General features: G+C 58.8%; 28 protein-coding genes and 1 tRNA gene. 24 read left to right on the top strand and 5 right to left on the bottom strand.

Annotated features, from left to right (window positions below):
• Positions 1 to 27: 27 nt before the first annotated feature.
• From AB4N48_RS15850 to mtnC, 4 genes are all read left to right on the top strand, one after another.
• On the top strand, positions 28 to 1,173 hold the full coding sequence (locus AB4N48_RS15850) for an MFS transporter (protein WP_460093915.1): 1,146 nt from the start codon (positions 28 to 30) through the stop codon (positions 1,171 to 1,173).
• On the top strand, positions 1,170 to 1,796 hold the full coding sequence (locus AB4N48_RS15845; protein ID WP_024012225.1) for a methylthioribulose 1-phosphate dehydratase: 627 nt from the start codon (positions 1,170 to 1,172) through the stop codon (positions 1,794 to 1,796). The genes AB4N48_RS15850 and AB4N48_RS15845 overlap by 4 nt, the downstream gene beginning before the upstream one ends.
• 92 nt (positions 1,797 to 1,888) lie before the next feature.
• Positions 1,889 to 2,434: a 1,2-dihydroxy-3-keto-5-methylthiopentene dioxygenase gene (locus AB4N48_RS15840; RefSeq protein WP_038861971.1), complete on the top strand. Its 546-nt coding sequence runs from the start codon at positions 1,889 to 1,891 to the stop codon at positions 2,432 to 2,434.
• A gap of 4 nt (positions 2,435 to 2,438) precedes the next feature.
• Positions 2,439 to 3,122, top strand: coding sequence for an acireductone synthase (mtnC, locus tag AB4N48_RS15835; RefSeq protein WP_236169483.1), 684 nt, complete (start codon positions 2,439 to 2,441; stop codon positions 3,120 to 3,122).
• A gap of 174 nt (positions 3,123 to 3,296) precedes the next feature.
• Here the strand turns inward: mtnC and AB4N48_RS15830 are convergent, their stop codons facing one another.
• Positions 3,297 to 3,575, bottom strand: a complete 279-nt coding sequence (locus AB4N48_RS15830) for a DUF3509 domain-containing protein (RefSeq protein ID WP_016773780.1) — start codon at positions 3,573 to 3,575, stop codon at positions 3,297 to 3,299.
• 385 nt (positions 3,576 to 3,960) lie between these two features.
• Here AB4N48_RS15830 and AB4N48_RS15825 point away from each other — a divergent pair, with 385 nt between their 5' ends.
• The 10 genes from AB4N48_RS15825 to AB4N48_RS15780 all read left to right on the top strand — a co-directional run bounded on the left by AB4N48_RS15825 (position 3,961) and on the right by AB4N48_RS15780 (position 13,185).
• Entirely contained in the window at positions 3,961 to 5,799 is a 1,839-nt protein-coding gene (locus tag AB4N48_RS15825) for a long-chain-acyl-CoA synthetase (protein ID WP_460093913.1), read from the top strand.
• Between the two features lie 94 nt (positions 5,800 to 5,893).
• Positions 5,894 to 6,412, top strand: coding sequence for an ankyrin repeat domain-containing protein (locus AB4N48_RS15820; RefSeq protein WP_056784059.1), 519 nt, complete (start codon positions 5,894 to 5,896; stop codon positions 6,410 to 6,412).
• Between the two features lie 134 nt (positions 6,413 to 6,546).
• Positions 6,547 to 7,077 (top strand): hypothetical protein, encoded by a 531-nt coding sequence (locus AB4N48_RS15815; RefSeq protein ID WP_460093911.1) that lies wholly within the window; start codon positions 6,547 to 6,549, stop codon positions 7,075 to 7,077.
• A 71-nt stretch (positions 7,078 to 7,148) separates the two neighbouring features.
• Positions 7,149 to 7,340, top strand: a complete 192-nt coding sequence (locus AB4N48_RS15810) for a PLDc N-terminal domain-containing protein (RefSeq protein ID WP_016773784.1) — start codon at positions 7,149 to 7,151, stop codon at positions 7,338 to 7,340.
• Between the two features lie 240 nt (positions 7,341 to 7,580).
• Positions 7,581 to 8,456 (top strand): polyamine aminopropyltransferase, encoded by an 876-nt coding sequence (gene speE, locus AB4N48_RS15805; protein WP_016773785.1) that lies wholly within the window; start codon positions 7,581 to 7,583, stop codon positions 8,454 to 8,456.
• A gap of 288 nt (positions 8,457 to 8,744) precedes the next feature.
• Complete coding sequence (locus tag AB4N48_RS15800) at positions 8,745 to 8,978, top strand: hypothetical protein (protein WP_150638715.1); 234 nt, start codon at positions 8,745 to 8,747, stop codon at positions 8,976 to 8,978.
• Between the two features lie 209 nt (positions 8,979 to 9,187).
• Positions 9,188 to 9,535, top strand: coding sequence for a ribonuclease E inhibitor RraB (locus AB4N48_RS15795; protein WP_003223226.1), 348 nt, complete (start codon positions 9,188 to 9,190; stop codon positions 9,533 to 9,535).
• Positions 9,536 to 10,012: 477 nt separating this feature from the next.
• Complete coding sequence (locus AB4N48_RS15790; RefSeq protein WP_056784066.1) at positions 10,013 to 11,422, top strand: circularly permuted type 2 ATP-grasp protein; 1,410 nt, start codon at positions 10,013 to 10,015, stop codon at positions 11,420 to 11,422.
• 12 nt (positions 11,423 to 11,434) lie between these two features.
• Positions 11,435 to 12,385 carry an alpha-E domain-containing protein gene (locus AB4N48_RS15785; protein ID WP_016773788.1) on the top strand — a complete coding sequence of 317 codons (951 nt, stop codon included), beginning with the start codon at positions 11,435 to 11,437 and terminating at the stop codon, positions 12,383 to 12,385.
• On the top strand, positions 12,382 to 13,185 hold the full coding sequence (locus AB4N48_RS15780) for a transglutaminase family protein (protein ID WP_095180819.1): 804 nt from the start codon (positions 12,382 to 12,384) through the stop codon (positions 13,183 to 13,185). Before AB4N48_RS15785 ends, AB4N48_RS15780 begins: the two co-directional genes overlap by 4 nt.
• A gap of 121 nt (positions 13,186 to 13,306) precedes the next feature.
• Here the strand turns inward: AB4N48_RS15780 and AB4N48_RS15775 are convergent, their stop codons facing one another.
• Positions 13,307 to 14,128 carry a c-type cytochrome gene (locus AB4N48_RS15775; protein ID WP_252878162.1) on the bottom strand — a complete coding sequence of 274 codons (822 nt, stop codon included), beginning with the start codon at positions 14,126 to 14,128 and terminating at the stop codon, positions 13,307 to 13,309.
• A 577-nt stretch (positions 14,129 to 14,705) separates the two neighbouring features.
• Here AB4N48_RS15775 and AB4N48_RS15770 point away from each other — a divergent pair.
• The 3 genes from AB4N48_RS15770 (at position 14,706) to AB4N48_RS15760 (ending at position 18,901) form a co-directional block, all read left to right on the top strand.
• Positions 14,706 to 15,911 (top strand): acetyl-CoA C-acetyltransferase, encoded by a 1,206-nt coding sequence (locus AB4N48_RS15770; RefSeq protein WP_041479365.1) that lies wholly within the window; start codon positions 14,706 to 14,708, stop codon positions 15,909 to 15,911.
• A 24-nt stretch (positions 15,912 to 15,935) separates the two neighbouring features.
• Positions 15,936 to 18,080 carry a 3-hydroxyacyl-CoA dehydrogenase NAD-binding domain-containing protein gene (locus tag AB4N48_RS15765; protein WP_460093908.1) on the top strand — a complete coding sequence of 715 codons (2,145 nt, stop codon included), beginning with the start codon at positions 15,936 to 15,938 and terminating at the stop codon, positions 18,078 to 18,080.
• A 92-nt stretch (positions 18,081 to 18,172) separates the two neighbouring features.
• The gene (locus AB4N48_RS15760) at positions 18,173 to 18,901 is read left to right on the top strand and encodes an amidotransferase (RefSeq protein ID WP_375123333.1); all 729 of its coding nucleotides are present in this window, start codon (positions 18,173 to 18,175) and stop codon (positions 18,899 to 18,901) included.
• Between the two features lie 69 nt (positions 18,902 to 18,970).
• On the opposite strand, the gene AB4N48_RS15755 is transcribed toward AB4N48_RS15760, so the two are convergent.
• The 3 genes from AB4N48_RS15755 to AB4N48_RS15745 all read right to left on the bottom strand — a co-directional run bounded on the left by AB4N48_RS15755 (position 18,971) and on the right by AB4N48_RS15745 (position 21,706).
• Entirely contained in the window at positions 18,971 to 19,942 is a 972-nt protein-coding gene (locus AB4N48_RS15755; RefSeq protein ID WP_122612025.1) for a magnesium and cobalt transport protein CorA, read from the bottom strand.
• A 132-nt stretch (positions 19,943 to 20,074) separates the two neighbouring features.
• Entirely contained in the window at positions 20,075 to 20,797 is a 723-nt protein-coding gene (locus tag AB4N48_RS15750; protein WP_460093905.1) for a lysophospholipid acyltransferase family protein, read from the bottom strand.
• Between the two features lie 219 nt (positions 20,798 to 21,016).
• Positions 21,017 to 21,706 (bottom strand): crotonase/enoyl-CoA hydratase family protein, encoded by a 690-nt coding sequence (locus tag AB4N48_RS15745; RefSeq protein WP_423664442.1) that lies wholly within the window; start codon positions 21,704 to 21,706, stop codon positions 21,017 to 21,019.
• 64 nt (positions 21,707 to 21,770) lie between these two features.
• On the opposite strand from AB4N48_RS15745, the gene AB4N48_RS15740 reads away from it, so the two are divergent.
• The 7 genes from AB4N48_RS15740 to AB4N48_RS15710 all read left to right on the top strand — a co-directional run bounded on the left by AB4N48_RS15740 (position 21,771) and on the right by AB4N48_RS15710 (position 25,331).
• Positions 21,771 to 22,007: a hypothetical protein gene (locus tag AB4N48_RS15740; RefSeq protein WP_460093903.1), complete on the top strand. Its 237-nt coding sequence runs from the start codon at positions 21,771 to 21,773 to the stop codon at positions 22,005 to 22,007.
• Positions 22,003 to 22,092: transfer RNA gene (locus tag AB4N48_RS15735), tRNA-Ser, on the top strand. Before AB4N48_RS15740 ends, AB4N48_RS15735 begins: the two co-directional genes overlap by 5 nt.
• 431 nt (positions 22,093 to 22,523) lie before the next feature.
• Positions 22,524 to 22,778, top strand: a complete 255-nt coding sequence (locus AB4N48_RS15730) for a type II toxin-antitoxin system HicA family toxin (protein ID WP_256811930.1) — start codon at positions 22,524 to 22,526, stop codon at positions 22,776 to 22,778.
• Entirely contained in the window at positions 22,775 to 23,107 is a 333-nt protein-coding gene (locus tag AB4N48_RS15725; protein ID WP_256811932.1) for a type II toxin-antitoxin system HicB family antitoxin, read from the top strand. Before AB4N48_RS15730 ends, AB4N48_RS15725 begins: the two co-directional genes overlap by 4 nt.
• 136 nt (positions 23,108 to 23,243) lie before the next feature.
• Positions 23,244 to 23,675 (top strand): LexA family protein, encoded by a 432-nt coding sequence (locus tag AB4N48_RS15720; RefSeq protein ID WP_041479371.1) that lies wholly within the window; start codon positions 23,244 to 23,246, stop codon positions 23,673 to 23,675.
• Positions 23,662 to 24,942, top strand: coding sequence for a Y-family DNA polymerase (locus tag AB4N48_RS15715; protein WP_252885632.1), 1,281 nt, complete (start codon positions 23,662 to 23,664; stop codon positions 24,940 to 24,942). The genes AB4N48_RS15720 and AB4N48_RS15715 overlap by 14 nt, the downstream gene beginning before the upstream one ends.
• A gap of 68 nt (positions 24,943 to 25,010) precedes the next feature.
• The gene (locus tag AB4N48_RS15710; protein ID WP_016773801.1) at positions 25,011 to 25,331 is read left to right on the top strand and encodes a YbjQ family protein; all 321 of its coding nucleotides are present in this window, start codon (positions 25,011 to 25,013) and stop codon (positions 25,329 to 25,331) included.
• Positions 25,332 to 25,373 lie beyond the last annotated feature (42 nt).

The following is a 25,373-nucleotide window of genomic DNA, read 5'->3' as shown; positions in this document are numbered from 1 at the left end:
GCTCAAAGCCGTCGCGGCATAACGGGCGTGGCGGCGCTTCCTTACTGGCGGTTGTCCAGTTTCTATCTGTTCTATTTCGCCTTGCTCGGATCGACAGCGCCGTTTCTGGCGCTGTACTTCGATCACCTCGGCTTCAGCGCCGCACGCATCGGCGAGCTGGTGGCGATTCCGATGCTGATGCGCTGCGTGGCGCCGAACATCTGGGGCTGGCTCGGCGATTACACCGGCAGGCGTCTGGCCATCGTGCGCTTTGGTGCGGTCTGTACGTTGCTGACCTTTTCGCTGATTTTCGTCAGCCAGACCTACGCCTGGCTGGCGATGGTCATGGCCCTGCATGCGTTCTTCTGGCACGCGGTGCTGCCGCAGTTCGAAGTCATCACCCTCGCGCATCTGCAGGGGCAGACCTCGCGTTACAGCCAGATTCGCCTGTGGGGCTCGATCGGCTTCATCATCACTGTGGTGGTGCTGGGACGGCTGTTCGAATGGCTGAGTCTGGACATCTACCCAGCGGCGTTGGTGCTGATCATGGCCGGTATCGTTCTCAGCAGCCTGTGGGTGCCGAATGCACAGCCGGCGCAAGGCAATCGGCCGACGGGTGAGGGCTTCCTCAAGCAATTGCGTCATCCCGGCGTGCTGGCGTTTTATGCTTGCGTCGCGCTGATGCAGGTCAGCCACGGGCCGTATTACACCTTTCTGACTTTGCACCTTGAACGCCTCGGTTACAGCCGTGGCGTCATCGGTATGCTCTGGGCCGTGGGCGTGGTGGCGGAAGTGCTGATGTTCATGGCCATGAGCCGCATTCTGGCGCGCTTTTCCCTGCGCCGGGTGCTGCTGGCGAGCTTCCTTCTGACGGCGTTGCGTTGGGTGCTGCTCGGTTCGTTTGCGGAGTTTCTCTGGGTGTTGTTGTTCGCCCAGGTGTTGCATGCAGCGACATTCGGCAGCTTTCATGCGGCTGCCATCGCTTTCGTGCAACGTAGTTTCGGCGCCCGCCAGCAAGGCCAGGGCCAGGCGCTGTATGCGGCACTGGCCGGCACCGGCGGGGCGCTCGGCGCGCTGTATTCCGGCTACAGCTGGAATGCCCTCGGCGCAACATTGACCTTTAGTATTGCCAGTCTCGCAGCGCTTGCCGCTGCCGTTATCATTGCCACATGTATGCAAGAGGACAGGCCATGAGCCTTAGTCGTGAACAGCTCGCCCAGCAGATCGTTGACGCCGGGCGTTTTCTATATGGCCGTGGCTGGTCGCCAGCTACCAGCAGCAACTATTCGACACGCCTGTCGCCGAGCGAAGCGCTGTTGACCGTATCGGGCAAGCACAAGGGCCAGTTGGGTGTGGATGACGTGCTCGCTACCGATCTGTCCGGCAATAGCCTGGAGCCGGGCAAGAAACCCTCCGCCGAAACCTTGCTGCACACCCAGCTCTACAGTTGGCGCGCGGAAATCGGCGCGGTGCTGCACACCCATTCGGTGAATGCCACGGTGCTGTCGCGCCTGACCCCGGAAGATTTCATCGAATTTGAAGACTACGAATTGCAGAAAGCCTTCAGCGGCATTTCCACCCACGAATCACGGGTGCGTGTGCCGATTTTCGACAACGATCAGGACATTGCGCGCCTCGCCGCCAAGGTGCAGCCTTGGCTCGACGCCCATCCCGATTGCGTCGGTTATCTGATCCGCGGCCATGGTCTCTATACCTGGGGCGCGCAGATGAGCGACGCGCTGCGGCAGATCGAGGCTTTTGAATTCCTGTTTGAATGCGAGTTGAAAACCCGCAGCGTCATGAACCGCCAAGGCTGAGTTCATCTGAAACAGCCCGTTTGCCTGATGCCATGCGGCGCCCGACCGGTCTTCAAGAGCCGGACGGCGCCGCCGCTACCGAGGAATTGCCCATGAGCAGCCTGTCCGTTTATCACGTTTCCAGCCCTGAGATTCCCAACAAGGTGCTGACCCATTTCGAAGACATCGCCTCGACGCTGGCCGAGCAGGGCGTGCGTTTCGACCGCTGGCAGGCCGCCGCGAAGATTCAGCCCGGCGCCAGTCAGGAAGAGGTCATCAGCGCTTATAAAGAGCAGATCGACAAACTGATGACCGAGCGCGGTTACATTACGGTCGATGTGATCAGCCTCAACAGTGATCATCCGCAAAAAGCCGAGCTGCGCGCCAAGTTCCTCGAAGAGCACCGCCATGGCGAAGACGAAGTGCGATTTTTCGTCGCCGGTCGTGGCTTGTTTACCCTGCATATCGACGATTACGTCTACGCCGTGCTCTGTGAAAAGAACGACCTGATCTCGGTTCCGGCCGGCACCAAGCACTGGTTCGACATGGGCGAACATCCGCATTTCGTGGCGATTCGTCTGTTCAACAACCCGGAAGGCTGGGTTGCCAATTTCACCGGCGAAGACATCGCCGGTCGTTTCCCGCGTCTGGAGGACTGAAACCGTGTCGATCAAAGCCATCCTCACCGACATCGAAGGCACCACCAGCGCGGTGAGTTTCGTCTTCGACGTGCTGTTTCCCTACGCCGCCGAACATTTGCCCGACTTTGTGCGCCAGACCGCTTCGCGTGCCGATGTCGCCGAACAGCTCGACGCCGTGCGCCGAGACAGCAATGAGCCGCAGGCCGATGTCGAGCGGGTTGTTGAAATCCTCTTGAGCTGGATCGCTGAAGACCGCAAAGCCACGCCGCTCAAGGCGTTGCAGGGCATGGTCTGGGCGCAGGGCTATCAGGCCGGGCAGTTGAAAGGGCATGTTTATCCGGATGCCGTTGAAGCGCTGCAACGTTGGCATGCGGCCGGTTATCAACTGTTTGTTTACTCGTCCGGCTCGATCCAGGCACAGAAACTGATTTTCGGTTGCTCGGAAGCGGGGGATCTGACACCGCTGTTCAGCGGCTATTTCGACACCACATCGGGGCCGAAGCGTGAGGCGCAGTCCTACCGCAACATTCAGCAGGCGGTGGGTGTTGAAGCCGATGAAATCCTGTTCCTGTCGGATATCGTCGAAGAGCTCGACGCTGCCCAGTCAGCCGGCATGAAAACCTGTGGCCTGGCGCGTGAAGGCGGGGAGTTGGCAGGACACGTGACGGTGGACAGCTTTACCGGGATCGAACCGGAAGCGTTCTGACCATTGCACGCATCCCTGTAGGAGCTGTCGAGTGAAACGAGGCTGCGATCTTTCGATTTACGCATGAAATCAAGATCAAAAGATCGCAGCGTACCGCAGCTCCTACAAAAATCATGCGCACAAAAAACAGGCCGTGAAGCGCATGCTCCACGGCCTGTTTTTGTTTAAAGCCAATTACAGCGAGTGATAGGTCGGCAGAGCAAAACGCTGCTGGCTCTGCAGCATCGCAATTTGCGGCAGCTCGCTGGCTTGTTCGGCCAGGTCGCGGCGGATCGCGCTGATCGCCCACGACAGTTGGTCACCGGCATGCAGTTGCTGATACGAGAGGGCGCGTTTGAAGACTTTGCCGTCGCTGCTACGCAGAGTGAGCAGGATGCCACCGTCAGGACGCGGGGCAGTGCTGACTTCGTAGTTGGAGAACAGCGATGTAAATTTTTCTTGAATCAGGCTCATGTCATCAGCTCCGTATGTACTTGAATGGCAAGCATGCGGAGGTAGTTGCAGCGTTTGTGCCAGTATTGATTCGAATAAAATCCCTTTAAAATCAACAAGTTGAAGGCGTTGCATTTTGCAGGCGTCGTGCAATCTGCATGAATGGCCATCGTGCATCCTGCATTTTGCGTGATTTTTCTCCGTACAACGGAACCAAACGTCCGTACCAGAATCCGCTCTTCCCCGGAGGCGCGACGGGATACAAATCATTGCAAAAACCGCGTGTACAGCCCCGCGAGCACTGACGTACTTTCCTTCTCGACCCACGGAGTAAACGCGTCGGTCGCAGTCATTACCCGATAACAAGAACAGCGGTCTGCACGTCAAGATCGAACGGGGAGCTTTCATGCGTCACGCACCAAGCGACACGATTACCTGGGGCATGATGCTCCGCAAACTGCCGATGATCGCCAAGGCCATCCCCCGGGTGGTCAAAGGCATGAAGGTGGCCAACGTCACGGATCCGACCCAAACGTGCGGCCTGGGTTGGACGTTCGAGCAGGCGACGCTGCGCAATCCCGATGGTGCGGCGTTGTTGCAGGGCGACGTTGCCTTGACCTATACACAGGTCAATCAGTGGGCCAATCGCATCGCGCATTACCTGAGCGAGCAGGGCATCGGCAAGGGCGATGTGGTCGCGGTGTTCATCGAGAACCGTGCGGAATTACTGGTGACAATCCTGGCGCTGGCCAAGCTCGGCGCGGTCAGTGCGCTGCTCAACACCTCATTGATGCGCGACACGCTTGTTCACAGCATCAATCTGGTTGCGCCTGTGGCCATCGTGGTCGGCGAAGAACTGACCGCTGCCTATGCCGGCGTGCGTGATCAGGTAGCGATCGCAGCGCCCCGTACCTGGTTTGTCGCTGATCAGGACACATACACCCACCCGGGCATCGCGCCCGAGGATTACGTCAATCTGATCAGCGCCAGTGCTGACGCCAGCAGCGATAACCCGCCGAGCAGCGCGCAAGTATTCTTCGACGATCCGTGTTTCTACATCTACACCTCCGGCACCACCGGTCTGCCCAAGGCCGGGGTTTTCAAGCACGGACGGTGGATGCGCAGTTCGGCGAGCTTCGGCATGATCGCCCTCGATATGCGCCCGGATGATGTCGTTTACTGCACCTTGCCGCTGTATCACGCCACAGGTCTGTGCGTGTGTTGGGGATCGGCGATCAACGGCGCCTCGGGTTTCGCCATCCGCCGCAAATTCAGCGCCAGCCAGTTCTGGAATGATGTGCGCCGCTATCGCGCGACCACCATCGGCTATGTTGGCGAATTGTGCCGCTACCTGGTCGAACAACCGGTCAGCGTCGATGACAGCCGTCACGATGTGCGCAAGATGATCGGCAATGGCCTGCGTCCTGGTGCTTGGGCCGAGTTCAAATCACGTTTTGCGGTGGAGCATATCTGTGAGCTGTACGCGGCCAGCGACGGCAACATCGGTTTCACCAACATCCTTAATTTCGACAACACCGTCGGGTTTTCGCTGATGGCCTGGGAACTGGTCGCTTACGACCATGACAGTGGCGAACCGTTGCGCGGCGAAGATGGTTTCATGCGCAAGGTCGGCAAGGGCGAGCAAGGCCTGCTGCTGGCGCGGATCGACGACAAAGCGCCGCTGGACGGTTACACCGATCCGCAGAAAACCGCGCGCGTCGTCCTCCACGATGTGTTCAACAAGGGCGATCGCTTTTTCAACACCGGCGACCTGCTGCGCAACATCGGTTTCGGCCACGCGCAATTTGTTGATCGCCTCGGCGATACCTATCGCTGGAAGGGTGAAAACGTGTCGACCACCGAAGTCGAGAACCTGTTGCTGCAACATCCATTGATTGCTGAAGCCGTGGCCTACGGTGTCGAAATCCCCAACACCAACGGGCGCGCCGGAATGGCCGCCATCACTCCTGCGGAATCCTTGGCCACGCTGGATTTCGCTGAATTGCTGAGTTTCGTCCGGCAACGTATGCCGGCTTATGCCGTGCCGTTGTTCCTGCGGGTGAAAGTGAAAATGGAAACCACCGGCACGTTCAAGTACCAGAAGACTCGCCTGAAAACAGAAGGCTTCGATCCCGGCCTCACGGGCGATGACCCGATCTTCGCCTGGCTGCCGGGCAGCGAAACTTATGTGCATGTCAGTGAGCAAATCCTCGCTGATATTCAACAAGGCAAACATCGGTATTGAGCGTGGCTATCGGGACGCTCGGAAAAAACCGAGTGACAGGCACCGTCGCGCTCGGGAAACTGTCGGCTTCCGATAGACCGAAATGGAGTGCCACATGTCTGACCAAAGCCGCCAGATGACCCCTGAAGAAGCTGCCGAATTCACCGAGCAGGTTTTCAACAAGGCGCGCGACGGTGATGCCGAGATGCTTGATCGCCTGGTCACCGCCGGGCTGCCGGTGAACCTGAAAAACAGCAAGGGCGACACCTTGCTGATGCTCGCCAGCTACTACGGCCATGTTGATGCGGTGAAGGTTCTGCTTAAACACAAAGCCGATCCGGAAATGCGCAATGGCAACGGCCAGAGCCCGATTGCCGGCGCTGCGTTCAAAGGCGATCTGGCGGTGGTCAAGGCGCTGGTCGAGGCGGGCGCCGAAATTGAAGGTTCTTCCTTCGACGGCCGCACGGCGCTGATGATGGCGGCGATGTTCAACCGCGTTGAAATCGTCGATTACCTGATCGGCCAGGGTGCTGACCCGAGAGCCAAGGACGCCAATGGCGTGACCGCGCTGGATGCGGCGCGGACCATGGGTGCAGTCGATACCACTGCGCAGCTGGAAAAGTTGTTGGCCTGATAAACGTCAAAAGATCGCAGCCTGTCCGCAGTCAAAAGCAGAATCCGTAGGAGCTGCCGAAGGCTGCGATCTTTTGCTTTTCTGCGCTATTCTTCGCGCCCGCAAAATCTACCTCCATCACAGGATCCGCCCTCATGAAAGCCGCACTCGTCGAACTCATCAGCAAAATCAGCTCCGGCTGCATGGGCGAGGACGAGATCCTGAAAGTGGCCGACGAAGCCGCGCAGGCCTACGCCGATGCCAATGCTTTTCTGGCCGCCAATCCGGACATCAACTACGACGACACATTCCCGATCCCGCTAGGTGAGTGGGTAGTGGTCGGCAGCCTGCCGGAAACTGTGCTGTTCCAGGCCGATACCTATGTCGATCTGTTCGCACAAATCGTTGCTTCGTTTGGCCCCGGCGTGGATTTCAACCTCACGCCCAAACAACTGGCCAAGACCGAAGCACTGACCGCACTCAACCGCATCCAGGTGCAGATGAGCAGCCTGAACAAGGAAAACGGCGGTTACACGTTGATGAACTTCAGCCAGTTGCTCGACGATGAATTGCAAATGGTCCTGGTCTACGGCAACGACGTGCCCCGCGTGCTGGAGTTGTGCGCCGAGGTCGGCATCGCCGCTGCGCCGGCACTGGAAGCCTTGAAGGTCGCTGTTCACGTCTGAACGCAATAAAAGGGAACCCTGCGCGCGACCGTCTATCCTAAAAGTGCATGCCACTATTCTGGAGCGACACCATGGGTTCCACGTTTAACGGTCTGATCGGCCTGATCATCCTTGCCCTCGATATCTGGGCCATCATCAATGTGCTCAAAAGCGGCGCCTCCACCGGGATGAAAATCGTCTGGGTGTTGCTGATTATCCTCCTGCCGGTGCTGGGCCTGATCATCTGGGCTATTGCCGGGCCACGGGGTAACGTCCGGATCTGAGCTGAGTTTCGATCACACGGTCATCCCTGTGGGAGCGAGCCTGCTCGCGAAGACGTTGTGTCAGTCGCCATCAACGGCAACCGACGCTCCGCTTTCGCGAGCAGGCTCGCTCCCACATTGGTTTGCGGTGGTAAAAACAAGCTGAGGTTCGACCTGTCATCTTCGGCAACGTAGAATGCGCGCCTTTCCCGGGCAATCGTCCCCACGATGGCGCCCGCGCATTTATCGGAGCACTTGACCATGACCGTTACCAAGACCAGCGAGTACCTGGAAACCCTCTACGAAGGCTACGGCCAGCGTTTTCGCATGGAAAAACTGCTGCACGAAGTGCGCACCGAACACCAGCATCTGGTGATCTTCCAGAACCCGCGCATGGGCCGGGTGATGGCGCTGGACGGCGTGATCCAGACCACCGAAGCCGACGAATTCATCTACCACGAAATGCTCACCCACGTGCCGATCCTCGCCCACGGCACTGCCAAGCGCGTGCTGATCATCGGCGGCGGTGACGGCGGCATGTTGCGCGAAGTGACCAAGCACGCCGGCGTCGAACACATCACCATGGTCGAAATCGACGGCACCGTGGTCGACATGTGCAAGGAATTCCTGCCGAACCATTCCGCCGGTGCCTACGATGATCCGCGCCTGAACCTGGTGATCGATGACGGCATGCGTTTCGTCGCCACCACCACTGAAAAATTCGACGTGATCATCTCCGACTCCACCGACCCGATCGGCCCGGGCGAAGTGCTGTTCTCGGAGAACTTCTACCAGGCGTGCCACCGCTGCCTGAACGAAGGCGGCATCCTGGTGACTCAGAACGGCACGCCGTTCATGCAGATCGACGAAGTCAAAACCACCGCCGGTCGCCTGCGCAGCCTGTTCCCGGACTGGCACTTCTACCAGGCCGCCGTGCCGACCTACATCGGCGGCTCGATGACCTTCGCCTGGGGCTCGACCAACCCGGCCTACCGCAAGCTCAGCCGTGAAACCCTGCAACAGCGCTTCATCGGCAGCGGCATCGTCACCCGTTACTACAATCCGGAAATCCACATCGGCGCGTTCGCCTTGCCGCAATACGTGCTGCAAGCGGTCAACAAGCCGAGCAACGACTGATCACGCTGAAGGCGCTCTGCAAGGGAGCTTTTGTGGTGAGGGGATTTATCCCCGTTGGGATGCGCAGCATCCCTGAACCGGCCGGCGCGGTGTCTCCGTTAAACCGCAATGGACGGTCTTACGACTGCTGCGCAGCCGAACGGGGATAAATCCCCTCGCCACAGAGTCCGCCCTATCGATCGGATGGTTATTTTCACCGTTGGCGGCTGTAATCCTTTTGAACCAACTCTCGCGGAAAAAAGTCGAGATAGAGGTAAGCCCATTTACGGGTTGATCGAGGAGGCACTGATGCAAAAGTGGAAAGTCACTTTCGTGGATGATCACGGCGAAATTGTTGATGAAGTCTTCGAACGTGAGGAATGCCCGTCCGATGATGAAGCCGCCCGGCTGATCAAGGAGCGGCTTCTTCCGGTTGCCGCCAAGCTGGATCTCAACGATCTGGAAGGGCGCACCGCCGATGCCGGGGTGAAAAACCTCAAGACCCAGAACGGCATCGAAATCCTCAGCATCACCCCTGTCTGAACACTTCCTGTCATCTCGTAAACCAGGCCTTGGCAGCGGCGCTCTCTTGGGGCTACTCTGCAAGCGAGATCAGCGAATGGATCGCTAAGGTCTGGTCTTGTCAGCTACATGCTTGTTTCCCGCGCGCAACCACGTTGCCGTAGTACTTAGGCCAAAAGGCCCGGGGCGGGAATACGGAAAGTCTATCCATCAATCGAGGGGGACGATTCATGAGCACAGCCTATCAAGAAGACATCAGCAGCAACGTTCTGCGCCGCATGAAAGAAGGCGGCTTCGATTTTTCCCGGTTCCATCCCATCGAGTTCTACGCGATTTTCCCGGACGAGGAGCGGGCGCGCAGGGCAGCAGGCAAATTTCGCGGTGAATCCATCAATGCCCAGGTCAGTGCGCGCGACGACGGCGCCTGGTCGCTGGAATTGAGCAAAGTGATGTACGCAACCTATGACGACATCGGCGATTTCGAGCAAGGCTTTTCTGCCGTGGTCGAACCGCTGGGCGGCATTATCGAGGGTTGGGGCGTGAAGCAGGAGGTGCGCAATCGTTACCGGTTGAATTGATATTGCGCATTGTTTGTCGGACAACGGCTGACCTTCGGGTCGGCCGTTGTCGTTTCTGGCTTCTGCACATCGCAGTGGCAAAACCCTGAAACAAGAATCCCGGGCAAAAAAAAGCCACCGGAGAGGGTGGCTAAAAGGGAAGACGCGTATGCAATAAAGTCCCGTCGGGACGGGGCTGCCAAGGCAGTTCAGATCAGTTGAGCTGACTACTTCGCGACGGCGTGCCGGGGAAGTTTTGCAGCGAATGCGCGGATTATCCGCAATCGCGGCCGGGCAGTGAAATCAACTCTGACTATGCTGGTGATAGGCGATGCAGTGCGTCGCAATGAAGCGGGGGCAATCGGGCCGGGGCATTTGCCGCACAGGAATGGTGCGCAGCGTTCGGCGTGGATCTACAACCGATTGAAATCAAAGCGTTTATGCCGATGGCACGGGCCTTGCGAAGGCCTGTATGTCCGGAGTGACAAGGAGTACGGCATGATCCGCACCTATTTTGACGAGATGTACGATGCCGGTGGCCTGGTCCGCCCGCATTACCGGGAATTTGCCCGCTGGCTGGCCGAGACGCCCGACGAGCTGCTCGCGCAGCGCCGCCGCGAGGCCGATCTGTTGTTTCACCGGGCCGGGATCACCTTCACGCTCTATGGCGACGAGCAGGGCACCGAGCGCCTGATTCCGTTCGACACCATTCCCCGCAGCATTCCCGCCAGTGAATGGCGGATTGTCGAGCGCGGCTGCATCCAGCGGGTCAAGGCGTTGAACATGTTTCTCGCTGACCTCTACCACGAGCAGCGCATCATCAAGGCCGGGATTATTCCCGCCGAACAGGTGCTGGCCAACGAGCAATACCAGTTGGCAATGCAGGGCCTGGATCTGCACCGCGACATCTACTCGCATATCTCCGGCGTCGATCTGGTACGCGATGGCGATGGCACTTATTACGTTCTCGAAGACAACCTGCGCACACCCAGTGGCGTCAGCTACATGCTCGAAGACCGCAAGATGATGATGCGCCTGTTCCCCGAACTGTTCTCCGCCCAGCGCATCGCCCCGATCGATCACTATCCCAATCTGCTGCTCGACACCCTGAAAAGCTCAAGCCCGATCGACAACCCGAGCGTGGTGGTGTTGACGCCGGGACGCTTCAACAGCGCGTTCTTCGAACATGCATTTCTGGCGCGGGAGATGGGCGTTGAACTGGTGGAAGGCGCAGATCTGTTCGTGCGTGACGACAAGGTATTCATGCGCACCACCGATGGCCCGAAAGCGGTCGATGTGATCTATCGCCGCCTCGACGACGCATTCCTTGATCCGCTGGCGTTCAACCCGGACTCGATGCTCGGTGTGCCGGGGCTGCTGTCGTCCTATCGCTCCGGCAACGTGGTGCTGGCCAACGCCATCGGCACCGGCGTGGCCGACGATAAATCGGTGTACCCGTTTGTCACCGACATGATCCGTTTCTACCTCGACGAAGAACCGATTCTGAAAAACGTGCCGACCTGGCAATGCCGCAACCCGTCCGAGCTGTCCCACGTACTGGCCAATCTTGCGGATTTGGTCGTCAAGGAAACCCAGGGCTCCGGCGGTTACGGGATGCTGGTCGGACCGGCCGCGACGACGGCGGAAATCGATGCCTTTCGCGAGCGCATCAAAGCCAAACCCCATGCCTACATTGCGCAGCCGACGCTGTCGCTGTCGACCTGTCCGACCTTTGTCGAAAACGGCATCGCGCCGCGCCATATCGACTTGCGTCCGTTCGTGCTGTCCGGCCGCGAAACCCGTGTGGTGCCTGGCGGTTTGACCCGTGTCGCGTTGCGTGAAGGCTCCCTGGTGGTGAACTCCTCCCAGGGCGGCGGGACCAAGGACACCTGGGTAGTCGAGGATTGAAGGAAGCTTGCCATGTTAAGTAGAACTGCCTCGGATCTGTACTGGATGTCGCGTTACCTGGAGCGTGCGGAGAATCTCGCGCGCATGCTCGACATCAGTTATTCGCTGTCGCTGATGCCGCAGGACGGGCGCGGCGACGGTCTGCACGAACTCGCCATGCCGTTGCTGATCACCGGCACCCTGGACGATTACCTTGAACGCCACGGCGACCTGCACGCTGAACGCTTGCTGCATTTCTTCGCACTGGACGCGGCCAACCCGGCCAGTATCTACAGCTGCCTTGGTGCAGCGCGGGCCAGTGCCCATGCCGTGCGCGGGCGAATCACTGCGGACATGTGGGAAAACATCAACGCGACCTGGCTGGAAATTCGCGGCATCGCCGAACAGGGCTTGAGCCGCTATGGCATGAGTCGTTTCTGCGAATGGATCAAGGAGCGTTCGCACCTGTTTCGCGGCGCCTCTTACGGCACGATCATGCGCAACGACGCGTTTCGCTTTATTCGTCTGGGCACGTTTATCGAGCGCGCGGACAACACGCTGCGCCTGCTTGATGCGCGTTACGAAATGGCCGGCGATCAGGCCGAAGCGGTCAGCGATGGCACCGCGCACGCTTATTACCAGTGGAGTGCGCTGCTGCGGGCGTTGTCGTCGTTCGAGGCCTACACCGAAATCTACCGCGACGCGCCCGGCGCCCGGCATGTCGCCGAATTGCTGCTGTTGCGCGCCGATGTGCCGCGTTCGCTGCGTGCCTGTACAGAAGAGATTGACCAGATCCTCGCGCAACTGCCCGGCGCCAACGGCCGCCCGGCACAACGCCTGGCGGCGGAAATGGATGCGCGCCTGCGTTACACCGGCATCAACGAAATTCTCGAAGAAGGCCTGCACGCCTGGCTGACCGAATTCATCCCGCTGGTGCGCCAGTTGGGCAACGCCATTCACAGTTCCTATCTGGAGGCTGCATGAGACTTTCCATAAGCCACGAGACCACCTATCACTACGAAGATCAGGTGCGCGCGAGCATCCAGTACCTGCGCCTGACACCCCACGACAGCGAGCGTCAGCATGTCCTCAGTTGGCAACTCGACTTGCCGCGTCCGGTGCGTGCGCAGCTCGATCCGTTCGGCAACATCCTGCATGTGCTGACCATGGACGAGCCGCACGAAGCGATCATCATTGGCGCCCGGGGGCAGGTCGATATCGACGAATTGCGCGAGGCCGAACATGAGAGCCAGTCGGCGCTGCCGTTCCTGCGCTTCACGCGCCTGACCGAAGCCGATGAAGCCTTGCGCGAGTTTGCCGAGAAGAACTGCAAGCAACGGCGTGATCGCACCGCGCTGATCGACTTGATGCACGGGTTGAATCAGCACATGAGCTACACGCCGGGCTCGACTGAAGTCGACACCAGCGCCGCCGAAGCTTTCGCCGGTCGGGCCGGGGTCTGTCAGGATCATGCCCACGCCTTCCTAGCCTGCGCCCGCAGTCTCGGGGTGCCGTCGCGTTACGTGTCGGGTTATCTGTACAGCGAAGATTGCGAGCATCTGGCCAGTCATGCCTGGGCGGAAGCGTGGCTGGATGACGCGTGGTACAGCTTCGACGTGACCAACCAGCTGGCGCGCCCGGAGCGACACCTGAAGCTGGCGGTGGGCCTGGATTATCTCGATGCCTGCCCGGTCCGTGGCATGCGCCGGGGCGGTGGCTGCGAGCAGATGCATGCGAAGGTGTTCGTCTCGCCGACACCGGTTATTTCCGTGCAGCAACAATAGATTCGGGATACCGCTATCGCTGGCAAGCCAGCTCCCACAGGATGACCGCTGATTCGAACTCTGCGCATACCCTGTGGGAGCTGGCTTGCCAGCGAAGAGGCCAGTAATAACACCCTAAGGCTTACGGCTTAACTTTGCGCCCGGCCATATGCTTGAGATAGCCCACCAGCATTTCAAGATCTGTATCCGGCAATACCTCAGCAGAAAACCCCGGCATCTTCGCCTGCGGCCACTGACGCAAACTCTGCGGATCGCGGATGTAGCGCTTCAAGAAATCCGCCCCGAAATACTCGGTCGGGCTATACGGAATATTCAGATCCGGACCGAACTGCGCGTCTCCGGCACCATTCAACCGGTGACAGGCCAGGCAGTTTTTTTGAAACAGGGCAAAACCCTGGTTCACCGGATCATCGGCCTTCAAGGCAGGATCGGGCAGCAGGGCAGGAAAGCGTTGGGCCACCGGCGCCATCAGCTTGATGCTGGCGACTTCGAACGGCCACTGCTCGGGGCTGATATTGCCGGCCTGCGGGTCGGTCCAGACCAGATAGAACGGCCCGGCGCTGTGCTTGCCGGCAGACAGCGGTGGCCACGGCTGCGCCGGATCCTCGATCGCCAGCCATGCCCGCGCGCCGTCCTTGTTCAGCAAGGGCGCGGCGGCCAACTCTGCGGCAAAGCCATCCAGCGCCACCGCCTGCAAGTGATCCTCCGGCTTGACCCCCGTCAGCAATGCGGCCAGCGGCACGGCCTGATAGGTCATGTCCTTCTTATAGGAAACATCATTGTTGATCGTGAGAGTTTGCAGCTGAGGATGCTTGAGCAGCTCTTCGGTCTGCCAGGTGCGGCTGTTTGCGCCCAACTGCAGATCCAGTTGTGCGGCGGACAAGGGCAAGCTCAGCAGCAAGGCACCGAGCGCAATGAGCGTTTTCAAATGATCGCCGTCCATGTCGAGGAAGTGCGCAAAGGTTGGCACAACCACGCTGGCCCGGGTAGCGGGCCAGTCACATTTTCATTGGCGATATACAGCACGCGACGTTTGAATCAGCCGATGACCTTGGTCAGATTCGGCAAGATCAACAACAGCGTGGTGGCGAAAAGAATGAGTCCTGCTTGACGTACTTTCGGTTGTTTGAACATGGCTTGACCGCCTTTATTGTTATTTCCTGATGCATGCCTGACTGCATTTCCCTGACGGCACGCGTTGCACTTCCTGTTGAAGCACGCCCGTCTCGGCAAAACCCGACGACGATGGCGTACATGTTCACCTTAGAGCCCGCGTCACTCTTCGCTTAGATCCATTTCATATGGGGATCTTGAAAAAAGCTTTTAAAACGGCATGAGGCGTATTGCCAGCTTCTTTGCCGCCCGCTGGCTAGACAACTCGACGACCTGAACCGGTTCACCTGAGGTCCGATGACCGTCCGTCTGAGCGTGTGCGTCAAGCGCTTTGAGCAATGTGGTCATTGCTTGCCAGTCGGCGCAGGGCGAAAGTGAAGTGACAATGAATCAGGTTCGAGGACGTCATGACTGAAGCTTTGATTTTCGATGCGTTACGCACTCCGCGTGGCAAAGGCAAGGCCGATGGCGCGCTGCACAGCGTGAAGCCGGTCAACCTGGTGGCCGGTTTGCTGAGCGCTTTGCAGGCGCGCACCGCGCTGGATACCAGTCAGGTCGATGACGTCGTCCTCGGCTGCGTCACGCCGATCGGCGATCAAGGTTCGGACATCGCCAAGACGGCGGTGCAAGTGGCCGACTGGGACGTCAGCGTCGCCGGTGTGCAGATCAACCGTTTCTGCGCTTCGGGTCTGGAAGCGGTGAATCTTGGCGCGATGAAAGTGCGCTCAGGATTCGAGGATCTGGTGGTGGTCGGCGGCGTCGAGTCGATGTCGCGGGTGCCGATGGGCAGCGATGGCGGCGCCTGGGCACTGGACCCGCAGACCAACCTGCACAGCCATTTCACTCCGCAAGGCGTCGGCGCCGATCTGATCGCCACCCTCGAAGGCTTCAGCCGGCAGGATGTCGATGCCTACGCACTGCACTCCCAGCAAAAAGCCGCACGAGCGCGGGCCGACGGCTCGTTCAACAAGTCGCTGGTGCCGGTGCAGGATCAGAACGGCATCATCCTGCTTGACCACGATGAGTTCATCCGCGCCGAGTCTACCCTCGAGGGCCTGGGCAAGCTCAAGCCGAGTTTCGAAATGATCGGGCAAATGGGCTTCGACGCCACGGCGTTGCGGGTCTACAGCCATGTCGAGCGGATCAACCACGTGCACACGCCGGGCAACAGTTCCGGAATTGTCGACGGTGCGGCGCTGATGCTCATCGGCTCCGAAGCCAAGGGCCGCGCGCTGGGGCTGCAGCCACGCGCGCGTATCGTCGCCACGGCCGTCACCAGCACAGATCCGACCATCATGCTCACCGGCCCAGCGCCGGCGACCCGCAAAGCCTTGGCCAAGGCCGGACTGCGCGTGGAGGACATCGATCTGTTCGAGGTCAACGAAGCGTTTGCTTCGGTGGTGTTGAAATTCATCAAGGACATGGCCGTCGACCCGGGCAAGGTCAACGTCAACGGCGGCTCGATCGCCATGGGCCACCCGCTGGGCGCCACCGGTTGCGCGATCCTCGGCACCCTGCTTGATGAACTGGAAGCGCGCAACTTGCGCTACGGCCTGGCGACGCTGTGTGTCGGCGGCGGCATGGGCATTGCCACCATCATCGAACGCCTCTGAGCCCCGACTTCAAGGAACCCTGTTATGAGCGAAGCCATTCGTTACGAAAAAGGCCAGGACGGTATCGTCGTGCTGACCATGGACATGCCGGGCCAGAGCGCCAACACCATGAACGCCGTGTATCGCGAGGCCATGGCCGCTTGCGTTGCTCGTTTGTCAGCGGAGAAGGACAGCATCGCCGGAGTGATCATCACCTCCGCGAAGAAAACCTTTTTTGCCGGCGGCGACCTCAATGAATTGATCAAGGTCGGCAAACCCGAAGCCAAAGCTTTCTACGACATGGTGCTGACCCTCAAGGCGCAATTGCGCAGCCTGGAAACCCTCGGCAAACCGGTGGTCGCGGCGATCAACGGCGCTGCGTTGGGCGGCGGCTGGGAGATCTGTCTGGCCTGCCACCATCGCATCGCTGTGGATGATGCCTCGGTGCAACTCGGTTTGCCGGAGGTGACGCTGGGCCTGTTGCCGGGCGGCGGCGGGGTGGTGCGCATGGTGCGCATGCTCGGTATCGAAAAAGCCCTGCCGTACTTGCTCGAAGGCAAGAAGGTGCGCCCGCAACAGGCGTTGCAGGCCGGGCTGATTGATGAACTGGCAGCGAATCGCGATGAGCTGCTGGCCAAGGCGCGCGCGTGGATTCTCGCCAATCCGACGGCAGGGCAGCGCTGGGATGTGAAGGGCTATCAGATCCCTGGCGGCACGCCATCGAACCCGAAAGTGGCGCAGATGCTGGCGATTGCGCCGTCGATCCTGCGCGCGAAAACCCAGGGCACCCTGCCGGCGCCGGAGAAGATTCTATGCGCGGCGGTGGAGGGCGCTCAGGTCGGTTTCGACACCGCGCACCTGATCGAAACCCGCTACTTCACCGAGCTGACGACCGGGCAGATTTCGAAAAACCTGATCGGCACGTTCTGGTTCCAGTTGAACGAAATCAACGCCGGCGGTTCCAGGCCGCAAGGTTTTGCGCCCTATAAAACCCGGAAAGTCGGTGTGCTCGGCGCCGGAATGATGGGCGCGGGCATCGCGTTTGTCAGCGCTTCGGCCGGTATCGAAGTCGTCCTCAAGGACATCAATCTCGCTGCTGCCGAGAAAGGTAAGGCGCATTCCGCGGCGCTGCTGGATAAAAAAGTTGCCCGTGGCCAGCTGACTGTCGAACAGCGCGAGGCGGTGCTGGCGCGCATCGTTGCGAGCGAAAGCGATGGCGATCTGGCCGGTTGCGATCTGATCATCGAAGCGGTGTTCGAGGATCGCCAGCTCAAAGCCAAGGTATCTGCCGCCGCGCAACAGGTGGTGGGTGGCGACGCTGTCATCGCCTCCAACACATCGACCCTGCCGATCACCGGCCTGGCGACGGCCGTGCCCGATCAAAGCAAATTCATCGGCCTGCATTTCTTCAGTCCGGTGGAAAAAATGCCGCTGGTGGAAATCATCAAGGGCGCGCAGACCAGCGACGAAACTCTCGCTCGCGGTTTCGACTTCGTTCTGCAAATCAAGAAAACTCCGATCGTGGTCAATGACAGTCGCGGCTTCTTCACCTCGCGGGTTTTCGGCACGTTCACCAACGAGGGCATCGCCATGCTCGGCGAGGGTGTCAGTGCGCCGATGATCGAGACCGAAGCGCGCAAGGCCGGGATGCCGGTCGGGCCTCTGGCAATCTCCGACGAAGTTTCCCTCAGCCTGATGAGCCATATCCGTCAACAGACGGCCAAGGACCTACAGGCTGAAGGGAAACCGCTGATTGAGCACCCGGCCTTCGCCGTGATTGACTTGATGCTCAATGAATTCAAGCGACCGGGCAAAGCTGCCGGAGGCGGTTTTTATGAGTATCCAGCGGGCTCGCAGAAGCATTTGTGGCCGGAGCTGAAAACGCGCTTCGAGAAGGCCTACGGACAGATCTCTGCGAAGGATGTGCGTGATCGTCTGTTGTTTGTACAGGCCATCGAAACCGTGCGTTGCGTGGAGGAGGGCGTGCTGACCTCGACGGCGGATGCCAACGTCGGTTCCATCTTCGGCATCGGTTTCGCCGCGTGGACCGGCGGGGCGCTGCAGTTCATCAACCAGTATGGCCTGGAGGACTTCATCGCCCGCGCGCAGTATCTGGCCGAGCAATACGGCGAGCGTTTTACCCCGCCAGCGCTGCTGCTGGACAAAGCGGCGAAAGGTGAAATGTTCTAGGGCTGGCGAGCATATCGGGGCTTGCCTTGGCCGGGTGTTTCAGGGCAGGCTCTGGGGTGTTCATTATTCCCATCACGTGTCAGGTATTTTTTATGTCGCTGCGCATCTGCATTCTCGAAACCGACATCCTGCGGCCCGAATTGATTGACCAATATCAGGGCTATGGGCAGATGTTCCAGCGCCTGTTCTCGCAGCAACCGATCGCCGCTGATTTCACTGTCTATAACGTGGTGAAAGGGGATTACCCAAGTGACGACGAGACTTTCGATGCGTACCTGGTCACTGGCAGCAAGGCCGATTCGTTCGGCACGGATCCGTGGATCCAGACCCTCAAGACCTACCTTTTGAATCGCTACGAACGCGGCGACAAACTGCTCGGCGTGTGCTTCGGCCACCAATTGCTGGCGCTACTGCTTGGTGGCAAGAGTGAGCGTGCGTCCCAAGGCTGGGGCGTCGGCACTCACAGCTATCAGCTGGCAGCTAAGGCACCGTGGATGAGCCCGGCGCGCGAAGAGCTGACACTGCTGATCAGTCATCAGGATCAGGTAACCGAGCTTCCGGAAAACGCCACGGTCATCGCCTCCAGCGATTTCTGCCCGTTCGCGGCGTATCACATCAACGATCAAGTGCTGTGCTTCCAGGGTCACCCGGAATTCATTCACGATTACTCCCGCGCGCTGCTCGATCTGCGCCAGGAAGCGCTGGGCCCGCAGATTTACAGCAAAGGCATGGCCAGCCTTGAGCAGGAACATCATGGCGCTACGGTTGCGGAGTGGATGATGCGGTTCGTGGCGCACAAGCCAGAAGCTGCTCAACGCTAAAAGGCTCTGCTCCCACAATCCCTGTGGGAGCGAGCCTGCTCGCGAATCTCCGGGGCAACGCGGTCCCGGCTACAGCCACCCGGACCGCTTGAAGCTCGCCCACAAACTCACACACCCCACCGCAATAAACCCCAGCACTGCAAAATAACCGTAGTGCCAGGTCAACTCGGGCATGTTCTGGAAATTCATCCCGTAGATCCCCGCCACGGCTGTCGGGAACGCCAGAATCGCCGCCCACGCCGCAAACTTGCGCTGCACCACGCTCTGCCGTGATGCCTCGAGCAACACGCCAATCTCGATCGTCTGGCTGGCAATGTCCGCCAGCGTACTGAGGTCTTCCATCTGCCGCGTTACATGAATCTGCACATCGCGAAAGTACGGGCGCATGTTCTTGTCGATGAACGGGAAACTGAGCTTTTGCAGCTCCTCGCCGATCTCCACCATCGGTGCCGCGTACCGACGCAAGCGCACCACATCGCGGCGCAGACCGTGCAGCTTCTGGATGTCGCGCTCGTTGAGAGCGCTGCACAGCACGTTGCGCTCCAGCTCATCGATCTCGGCGTGGATCGCTTCGCCCACCGGCTGATAGTTCTCGATGACGAAATCGAGCAGCGCATACAGGACGAAATCCTCCCCGTGCTCAAGCAACAGCGGGCGCGCTTCACAGCGTTGGCGCACATAGGCATACGACGCGGAGTGGCCGTTGCGTGCGGTAATGATGTAACCCCTGCCAGCGAAAATATGAGTTTCGATGAATTGCAAAACGCCGTTTTCGCGGACCGGTGAGTAGGTGACGATAAACAAAGCGTCACCAAAGGTTTCCAGTTTCGGTCGGCTGTGTTTTTCCAGCGCGTCTTCGATGGCCAGTTCATGCAGGTTGAACTGTCGTTGCAGGTTGGATAATTCCTGTGCGTCCGGTTCTTCCAGACCGATCCAGACGAAATGGCCGGGTTTGGCGGCCCAGGCAGCACCTTCGTCCAGCGAAATATTGGAGACTTTCTTACCCTCGCTGTACACCGCAGCAGCAACAACTCGACCCATGGTGGTGATTCACTTCTTCTTGGCAGATGGCAGGGAAACTAGGCTTCAGCTTAGCCGTGTCGCTGCTTGAGAGTCAGTGAAACTTCTACAGTTCACCCGGCAAAAGAAAACCCGCACGGGGCGGGTTTGGTTTCACGCGGCTTGCAGTTGCCGATCCATCGATTCGATGCACTCGCGCATCTGCTCGCGGCATCGCTCGATCAGCATGGGCATGTCGTCCATGGTCAATCCGACTGTAGGAATTGCCGGCAAGGAACGTATGAGAACGTTGCCACTGCGCCAGCGATTCAGGCGCATGTGCTTTATATAGCTGCTCACGCACACCGGAACGATCGGCACGCCAGCGGCAATCGCCATCTGGAACGCGCCTTTCTTGAACGGCAACAAATCTTCACCGAGGTTGCGGGTGCCCTCCGGGAATACCCAGATCGAGGTGTCTTCGTTCTGCAAGGTGTGGGTCGTCGTCAGCATCGACTGCCGCGCCTTGTGCGCATTGCCACGGTCGATCAACACATTGCCGGCCAGCCAGAACAACTGGCCGAACAACGGCACCCACTTCAGGCTTTTCTTGCCGATACACACGGTGCGGCGGGGGACGACATTGCCGAACACGAACAGATCGTAGTTGGACTGATGGTTGGCAATGATCACGCAACTGTCGGGCTTGTTCATCAAGCCGTTGACCTCTGACTTGACCCGCAAACGCAAGATACACATCGCCGGCAAAGCGTAGAGGCGGGCGCACAGTCGACTGTTGTCCGGGTTGAACGGGCGGCACAATCCAAGGATCACGCCGAGCACGCCGGCCAGAATAAAGTGCAGGCCCATCAACAACATACGAAACGCGAACAGCATTTTTGCAGGCCCACCGGGACAAAAGGTGGCGCAGTGTACGGATGTGCACTGTTTTCGGCAATTGCCGCTATAGAGTTCGGAGATGGCCGATGTTTAAGCGCATGTTTCAGCATTGCCTGTCAGGCGCGTCCTAGAGCTTTCAGCGAATCTTCAACGCTGAACGTAAGAAAAAGCCCGACCAAGGTCGGGCTATTCTCTTACCGGCAGATTTTGGACGAGTCAGCCCAGATGTTGCTGATCCTGCAGGATCGCGTCGTCGAGGGTTTCCAGCAGTTGCTTGCGCACTTTGAGCTTGGTGTTCTTGTGCGCCAGCATGTTGATCTTCTTCAACTGACGCGCGGCAGCCAGCGCGGCGCCCTGCAATTCTTCGGCAGTGACGACTTTGTCGAGGAAGCCTGCATCAACGGCACTTAGCGGATCGAACATCTCGCCATTGATTACCGAGCGATGGAAAGCCGACCGCCGCAAGCGGTCGCGTGCCAGCTCGATACCGGCATGGTGCATGGTCATGCCGATCTGCACTTCGTTCAGACCGATGCTGAACGGGCCGTCGACACCGATGCGGTAATCGGCGGACAACAGCAGGAAAGCACCCTTGGCCACGGCGTGCCCCGGGCAAGCAACGATCACCGGGAACGGGTGAGAGAGCAGGCGGCGCGCCAAGGTCGAACCGGCTGTCACCAGCGCAACGGCCTCTTTCGGACCGGCCGTCATCACCTTCAGGTCATAACCACCGGAGAGAATCCCCGGCTGCCCGGTAATGATCACCACGGCGCGATCCGCCACCGCCTGATCCAGCGCCGCATTAAACGCCGCAATCACATCCGGAGAAATCGCGTTGACCTTGCCATTGTTCAGGGTCAGGGTTGCGATACCGTCTTCGAGGTGGTAGGCAATCAACTCGCTCATGACGCTATTCCTTATTAGAAAGATGGGCAGACGTTACCCACCGCCGCAGGCCAGGTAAAGCGCCGTGACTGACCTGCCAGTCACCGTTTTGCGCTTCGGCCAGCGCTGCGCGCGTGTTGCCTTCTATAAAGGAAGCGCACGGCTTACCCGAGATTGGCAGGTTTGCCATCGTCCGCTCTGGCTGAACGCAACGGCCTCTCTTAAGCGCATGAAAATTCTGAAAAAAAGTTTGCCATCGGAAAAGCTTTCGACTACATTAGCGCGCCTCGACAGACAGAACATGTCTGAAGAGATACGGTGAAGTGTCCGAGTGGCTTAAGGAGCACGCCTGGAAAGTGTGTATACAGGAAACTGTATCGAGAGTTCGAATCTCTCCTTCACCGCCAAATTTGAAACGACAAAACCCCTGAAAACTTAGAGTTTTCAGGGGTTTTGCGTTTCTGAAAGCCCAAAAAGTGAATATCAAAAATAACCCGACTCAGTGTCGGTTTGTTTGTGCCTTGGATGGATGCGCCAAGCGCACAGCTCCCTTGAGCCCTTCACCTTTTCTCGCCAAGAATATCCGCGCTGATATAGCGGTGTCCCAATTCTGGTACTCGGAAAAGAGCACTGCCTGCTGGAAACGGAAAAGTCGCTCTTCCTCACACAACTCGCAGAATTCGCCTACAACCGCGCGTTGAGTCTCTCGTTATCCTGATGCAGTACCAGTCTGCAGCGATCCCATCAGGAAATACGTTTTCCGCAGAAAGCAGGCTTTCTCCTCGTAATTGCGGTTTGACCCAGTTGCCCTATTATCGCGGTATCATGATCTAATACCATGAACAACAAACAGCTCGGCACGCTTAAAGCTATTTTTTCAAGGCCGGTCCCAAATAACTTGGAGTGGGTTCGTATGGAATCCCTCTTCGGCGCAGTAGGCGCCCAGACCATCGAAGGCAGCGGCTCTAGAGTGCGTTTTGAATTGAACGGTGTGGTCGTGACGTTTCACCGGCCCCACCCAGACAAAGAAGCGAAGCCCTATCAGGTGCGTGACGCTCGGGCTTTCCTTGAGCAAGCAGGAGTCATCCCGTGAATGTAATGAACTACAACGGCTATGCCGCCCGGATTGAATACAGCGACGAAGACGGCCTCTTTGTCGGCCACATCGCCGGTATCAAGGACGTCGTTGGATTCCATGGAGAGTCGGTGGCAGAACTGCGAAACGCGTTTCAGGAGGCCGTGACTGATTATCTCGAAACCTGCGCCAGGCTCGGTCGCGAACCGCAGAAACCCTATTCGGGAAATCTGAGCCTGCGTTTGGCACCAGCGCTGCATGCGACTGTCGCTGTAAAGGCGCAGCTTGCTCACAAGAGCATCAATCAATGGGTTGCAGACGTGCTCGATCGTGAAGTCCACGCGTAGCCGCGAAACCCAATTTCGGCAGCAGTTGTACAAAACCCTGTCACCCGTCGAAATCTCCTACACGCCTCATTGACCCCCCGAACCGTCCCGAGTTTACTGTATGCGCATACAGTAAACTCACTATCAGGTTCGTATCATGAGCGTCACCATCCTCGGCCCTTTGTCAGGCGCGGGCGAACAGCTTGCGCTGTATTCGTTTCGGATTCCCGCCGGTTTTCCTTCGCCGGCGGCTGATCACATTGAAAAGCACATCTCTCTGGACGAGGTTTTTGATATTCGTGCGCCGCACGTTTATCTGGCGAAGATCGAAGGCGAGAGCATGCAGGACGCCGGGATATTTTGCGGTGATCTGGTGATTGTTGATCGCAGCCTGAATGCCGAGCACGGCGATATCGTCATCGCCGGTCTCAACTCCGAACCTGTCTGCAAGCGCCTGCACATGCGCGACAACACCATCATTCTTCTTTCGGCCAACAGCAAATACCCGCCTCGCTATGTGATGGAAGGGGATGAGCTGGTGATCTGGGGTGTGGTGACTTACAGCGTGCGCGACCATGGCAAATCGTGAGCAGGTTTTCGCGCTGATCGATTGCAACAGCTTCTATGCCAGCTGTGAGCGAGTGTTCCGGCCCGATCTGGCGAAGACGCCGATTGTCGTGCTGAGCAATAACGATGGCTGCGTGATCGCGCGCAGCTACGATGCCAAACCTTTTGTGAAAATGGGCGCGCCGTACTTTCAGATTCGTGATGATCTGCGCCGCCACGGCATTCAGGTGTTCAGCAGTAATTACGCGTTGTACGGCGACATGAGCGAACGGGTGATGACGATCATCGAATCCATGGTGCCGGCGGTCGAGGTTTACAGCATTGATGAGGCGTTCGCCGATCTCAGCGGCATTCCTGGGGACCTGACAGGTTTTGGCCGGACCATCCGCTCTGCTGTTTATAAGCGCACCGGCATCCCGGTCGGCGTCGGCATCGCCCCGACGAAAACGCTGGCCAAGCTCGCCAACCACACCGCGAAACGCCTGCAAGCGCATACCGGCGGCGTGGTCGACATCTGCGATCCGTCCAAACGCGACTGGGTGTTGCGCAATACCGATGTCGGTGAAGTGTGGGGCGTCGGACGGCGGATGAAAGCTCATCTGGAAAGCATGCAAATCAGAAGTGCGATGGACTTGGCGAAGGCCGATCCGTGGACACTGCGGCGCAAGTTCAGCGTGGTGATCGAGAAGACCGCGCGCGAACTGGGCGGCACATCCTGTCTGGAACTGTCGGAAACAGAACCGCCGAAGCAGGAAATCTGCAGCAGCCGCATGTTTGGCAACCGTTTGACTACCATCGAGCCGATCAAGGAAGCCGTTGCTACTTATGTGCATCGAGCGGCGGAAAAGCTGCGTGCGCAGAGTTCGCTGTGCAAAAAGATCCGCGTGAGTATCCGCACCGGCATGTTCAATCCGGAAGAGGCGAAGTACGCCAATGGCGCGCTGATCGAGTTGCCTTATCCGACCAATGATGTGCGATTGCTGAGCAAGGTGGCGAGCGAGGCGGTTGATCGATTGTTCCGGCCGGGCTTCAAGTACAGCAAGGCTGAAGTGTTATTGATGGATCTTCGGCAGCCCGGAGAGTTTACCGAAGACTTGTTTTCCCAGTCGCAACCGCAGACGGCGGAGAAGGTGATGGGGGTGCTCGACCAGATCAATCAGCGCTGGGGGCATGGAACGTTGCGAGCGGGGAGTGTGCCGGCGGATCCGGCCTGGGGCATGCGGCGGGAGATGATGAGTTCGAGTTTTACGACGAAGCTGGATCAATTGTGGGTGGTTAAATCCAATTGAGGCACGGGCCAGATCTGGTGCCGCGTTACAATCGCCGCCTTCACTTTTGCAGTAAAAGGACGACTTTCATGATCATTTCCACCACTCATTCCGTCGAGGGGCGGCAGATCACGGCCTATCTGGACATCGTCAGCGCCGAGTCTGTGCAGGGCGTCAACGTGATCCGCGATATGTTTGCGGGCATGCGCGACTTCTTTGGCGGGCGCTCGCAGACGTTGGAGCGGGCTCTTAAAGAAGCACGTATTCAGGCAACCGACGAACTGAAAGATCGAGCGCGGGCATTGCAGGCTGACGCGGTGGTTGGCGTGGATTTTGAGATCAGCATGCCGGCAGGCAAGGGTGGCATGGTCGTGGTGTTTGTCACCGGAACGGCGGTGAAGCTGCGTTGATCATTGTGTTCAAGGCAAAGCCCACTCGCACAACGAATGGGC

It is taken from the genome of Pseudomonas sp. S2_C11 (assembly GCF_054668395.1).
The sequence above is the reverse complement of the archived record's forward strand: the minus strand, read 5'-3'. Positions and strand labels throughout refer to the sequence as shown.